This window comes from Dellaglioa sp. BT-FLS60, from assembly GCF_054941065.1.
Genome location: NZ_JBSOLI010000007.1, coordinates 1 through 1,728, shown reverse-complemented (window position 1 = coordinate 1,728; position 1,728 = coordinate 1). Strand labels below are relative to the sequence as shown.

The 1,728-nt window shown below is 31.5% G+C and carries 1 protein-coding gene and 1 pseudogene; both read right to left on the bottom strand.

Annotated elements, in window-relative coordinates; all coding sequences use genetic code 11:
- Window positions 1-180: 180 nt before the first annotated feature.
- Window positions 181-969 (bottom strand): annotated as a pseudogene (locus tag ACVQ8P_RS00305) (ISL3 family transposase).
- 32 nt (window positions 970-1,001) lie between these two features.
- The gene (locus tag ACVQ8P_RS00300; protein ID WP_462296865.1) at window positions 1,002-1,310 is read right to left on the bottom strand and encodes a transposase family protein; all 309 of its coding nucleotides are present in this window, start codon (window positions 1,308-1,310) and stop codon (window positions 1,002-1,004) included.
- Between the last annotated feature and the right edge of the window lie 418 nt (window positions 1,311-1,728).

Here is a 1,728-nt window from a genome sequence, read left to right as displayed (position 1 = left end):
ATAATGGATTTGGATAAACCGTACCCAAAAGTCTTATGGCTTTTGGGTCTTTTTTTGTCATTATACAAAAAAACTGTTATTAGTAATAGAATTAATTTCTATTACCAACAACAGATATTGTAGACCCGCAAAAAAATGATAAAACTAAAGCTGAAGAATCGTAAGATTCTTCAGCTTTTTTTATGTCGTTATGAAGATTCTGTTTCTGAATGAACTGAAAGTTCTGTAACCGAAGGATACACGTTTAATCACCTTGGTTTTATTATTTATACCTTCAAGTGTCGCGTTGGAATATGGATGAAAAATGGCATTTAGTATATGTTCTTTGTGTTTGATTATTGAATGAACTGAAGTTTTAAAAAGATCATTCGGCGTTCCTTTTTCTTCTAGTTCCTTAAGAAAGGGAAGAAATTCTTCTGTCTTTTTGTATTTAATGATACGAATAATAGTTTAATAAATATGATAGGCATCAGAAAGATCAGGTGAATAGGCTAACAATCGGTCCATTAAGTCTTGTTCAGTAAAAAGTCCTTTAAATAAAGAAAAGTGTTGGTAATTTTTATAATCGAGTTTATCGAAATACTTGTTAAATTTTTTCCAATAACGCTTTAATACTAGCGCATCTTTTTTACGAGATAACTGTTTAGAGACGTTCACACGTGTACTAGATAAGTATCTTTGGAAAAGTTGAACAATATGAAATCGATCTAAGATGATAGCGGCATTTGGAAAAACCATTTTAATAACCGTCTCGTAAGAGGCGTTCATATCAATCACAATATACTTCACTTTATCTCTGACTTCTTTAGGATAATGGAAAAAATGTGATTTTAAGGTCGTTTGCCTACGATTTGGTAAAATATTAAGGATTTTCCCATTTTTTTCATCTAAATATATGAAACTTAAACCACCTAAAACGTTACTAGTGAGATGGACTTCATCAAAACAGAGTACTTCAGGTAGGTGCATTCAGCCTGTTTGATGTTGATTTTCAAGCGTATTTAAAACACGAAGTGTTGTTGAGAAATACTAACACGCTTTGAAATGGTCTTGATAGAAGAAATATCTGATAAGTAAAGAAGCGCTAAACGTTTAATAGCGGTTGAAAGATGACATCCAGTTTCAATGATAGTTGTCCTTGCGGTAAATGTTTCCTGACAAGCCTTACAGAAGAAACGTTGTTTCTTTAATTTAAGATAGGTGTCAAAATGGCTTGTTCGTGGTAAGAGAATCATAGTTGTTTTCATTCCATTTTTGACAACTGTGAAATTAGTATTGATAACGCCACATCTTTCGCAGCATTTCGGCATCTAAGTGAGAGTAGCATCAACCTGTTTGATTTTTCTTTGATGGTAAGTCACTGTCGTGACGGCATTCTCACAAAATAAAATAATTTCATCTTGGATATCAAGTAAATTTCGTATATCATTATTAGTGGACATGAAGTTCACACTTCTAAAATTGTGGTTTAGACGCTTTAATTTTATCATGTGAGAACTTTATGTTCTTTTTTTGCGAAAAAAGAGTGTCGATGATTTCTCATCAACACTCATAAGTATAGAACCATTTAATTAATAAAAATGGCTGATTTCCATGAATGTTTTCGGTTACATTCATAAATTTCGATTTATTGTAAATAAAAGCTTGACGAAGGACATTATTCTTGGTAAAGTAATAAACGTTGCTTCAGCAGTAAACAACTAATTCAAAATGAACATTTAATTAAGA